Annotated in this window: 3 protein-coding genes; all 3 read left to right on the plus strand. The window is 31.2% G+C overall.

The features are described 5' to 3' along the window. Window positions 1-144 precede the first annotated feature (144 nt). Window positions 145-900 carry a DUF6734 family protein gene (locus KN811_RS21680; RefSeq protein ID WP_345725311.1) on the plus strand — a complete coding sequence of 252 codons (756 nt, stop codon included), beginning with the start codon at window positions 145-147 and terminating at the stop codon, window positions 898-900. A gap of 2 nt (window positions 901-902) precedes the next feature. Beyond that, window positions 903-1,502 (plus strand): sulfotransferase family 2 domain-containing protein, encoded by a 600-nt coding sequence (locus KN811_RS21685; RefSeq protein ID WP_187967774.1) that lies wholly within the window; start codon window positions 903-905, stop codon window positions 1,500-1,502. 75 nt (window positions 1,503-1,577) lie between these two features. Further along, window positions 1,578-2,921, plus strand: coding sequence for a hypothetical protein (locus KN811_RS21690; RefSeq protein WP_187967775.1), 1,344 nt, complete (start codon window positions 1,578-1,580; stop codon window positions 2,919-2,921). Window positions 2,922-3,043 lie beyond the last annotated feature (122 nt).

Raw genomic sequence — 3,043 nt, forward strand, 5'->3', positions numbered from 1 at the left:
GTTCGTTTTCCTTTAAGATCTTGATGATCTGACTTTCGGTAAATCTACTTTTTTTCATCGGACAGTTTAATGGTTTAAAGTTAAGAATTTCGAATTTTAAACTGTCTTATTTTTAGGGAAGGCTACATTTTTAGGGAAGGCTACATGTCATTTTGTCTCTTTTTTGAACAACTTTTGTTCTATCAAATGACATTGGAACAAAATAAACCTGTTGAAACTCTTATAGATATTCAGATTGATGATAACGGATATATAGGATTCGGTGATTTTGAAAGCGTTCCTTTTAACAAAACATATTTGCATTTACTTGGTCATTTCAAAAGGGATCTTCGCACATGTAAAATGCTTGAAAGTTACGTGATAAGATATTTTCCCGAAAAGTTTAAACTTCTTATTGATCTTTTTGACAAAACGGGATATACATGGATTAAATTTCCAAAATTCTATTCATTTTCCTTGAAACAGAATAATGACATCATTGATAATTTTTTGGTTCAAATAAAAAAAGGAGACATAAATAGTTTGGAACTACCTCATTTCTTTCTTGCCCGGGATTTGCTATCCGTAGACCTCCCGAAAAGGTTTCATCAATATCTATTAAAGAAGGAAATATTTTCTATATATCTGTATCCAATATATGATGTACAACATAATTCAAACGGAAATACACTATTAAAGATTAAAAATTTAGAAGATGAAAATTTTATCTTGGAAGTTGATGAAATAGATTTAATTATAATGAAAACAATTAAAAAGCCAATACGATACGATAGTTTCATAAGTAATATGAAAAATTACGTAGAAGATCGTGACAATGAGATTGAAAATCAACTAATTGAGCTAATCAATAAGAGAATTATATTTTTAATAACATGTAAGCTAATCCTTATTTATAAGTAGTAATGACAACAAACCCCATGATTTTTGTTCACATCCCCAGAACAGCCGGGTCCTCTATCGGCTCTTTAACCAAACAACTTAATATTGTTGTCAAAGGGCATAATATACATAACAAAAAACATATATTTTACTATGAGACAAAGGAATGTAAATCTAAAATATACCCAAGCTTTTCTGTCATCAGAAACCCTTGGGAAAGAGCAGTGTCTTCTTTCTTTTATTTAAATAATGGAGGTCTAAATAAATATGATTTAAGGGATAAACAAAGGTATATCCAAAAATACAACGGGGACTTTAAAGCTTTTATTAAAAACGAATTTGTTTCAAATAAAGTCTACGAGCAATTACACTTTATACCTCAATACAAATGGATTACCGACTTAAATGGAAATATTGTAATAGGCAGTATCTTAAAATACGAATCTCTAAACAACGATTTCAATGATTTTCTACAGAAAAATAATAGGAGGCCCGTTACCATTCCCATAATCAATGGCTCCAAGCATGTTCATTACCCTCAATATTATGATAAGGAAACTATTGAAATTATCCGGAATGTTTATCAACAAGATATTATTTTATTTGATTACGAATTTGATTAATTATCATTAGATGGTTTCATCTAAAAAGGAAGCCTCAGGTTATCTATCTATTGTAATAATTTAAGATCGTTACTTATGAGAACTTTAATGCTATTTATTAATTTTCATTTAAAATATATAGGTATTTTATTGAAATTAACCCTTATAGCACTATTTTATTGTTCTTGTAATAATTATCCTTCAGAAGTTAAAAGAGTTCTTTCAGCGGCAGGAGAAAACCGTCAGGAACTCGAAAAAGTCTTTAACACCTATAAAAAAAATCCCGGCGATAGCCTGAAATTGAAAGCCGCTTTTTTTCTCGTATCTCATATGCCAGGGAAATATGGATATCGAAGCAGCCAATTACAGAGATATAAAGCTCTGTTTAAAGAAATTGAAAAAATTGAAGACTACAAAGGTTTGATGCCTCCACTGTTTATGGGGGATTCTTACCCTGAAGTTGACAGTCTATGGAATAATCTTTCGGAGTCACACAGATTGAGTCCGAATCAAGCTCTACCTATTGTCAACGACATACAATATATTGACTCCAAATACCTTATCGAAAATATAGAATATGCTTTTAAAGCATGGGAACTCCCATGGGCCAAACATCTAGATTTTGAAGAGTTTTGTAATTATATCCTTCCCTATCGTTTCAAGGACGAACCTCTCACAAGATGGAGACCTTATATTTGTGATTATTATTCAAAAAAAATAGACTCTCTAGCTAAACTTGGAATAAAAAACCCTGAAAAAATATGTAACTTCCTTAATCGGGATTTAAGTTCCTGGTGGAGGTACAGTAAAATAATTAGTAAATACCCCATTAGCATGGAAATTGAAGATCTATTTAGTGCGAAAATGGGATCTTGCACTCATCATACCCAACTGGGTTTATATGTGATGAGAACTTTTGGATTGCCTGTATCACATGAACAAATACCCCAATATGGTAACAGGAGTTTAGGACATGACTTTAATTCCCTATTGATATCTGAAAATAAGTTTTTGGATTTTGAAATAGGAAACTTGGAATTGGGTTCTGTAGTTGAAGCCAGGCATAAATGGAACTTCATGATTCCAAAAATATACAGACAAACTTGGTCTTATAATAAAAGTTCATTATTTAATCAAACTAAAAACAAAAATGATATTCCTCCCTACTTCAAAAATCCATTTATAAAAGATGTGACTCATAAGTTTATAAAAACAACTGATATAGAGTTGCAAATAGATAAACCTTATCAAATATATGAACATGTTTATTTATGTGTTTTTGATAACCATGACTGGTATGCAGTAGACTGGGCCGAGATTAACAAAAAGAAAAATATTGCTGTGTTTACCAATGTGGGGCTAAACATAATATATATGCCCATGGTATATACAGAACGAAAATATATTCCTGTTGGAGATCCAATTAAGGTTGATTTGTAAGGCTCCCCTAAACAGAAGCACTTTCAAATATAGTATTTTCCCTTAAGTGTTGGTCGATTATAAGGGAGGCAAACCGCGTTTTGCTTCGTTGTACTATAAAATCTACTGGTGTTTTATATCCC

Origin of the sequence: Sinomicrobium weinanense (genome assembly GCF_018863395.1) — a bacterium.
In the GTDB taxonomy this organism is placed as follows: Bacteria; Bacteroidota; Bacteroidia; order Flavobacteriales; family Flavobacteriaceae; genus Sinomicrobium; species Sinomicrobium weinanense.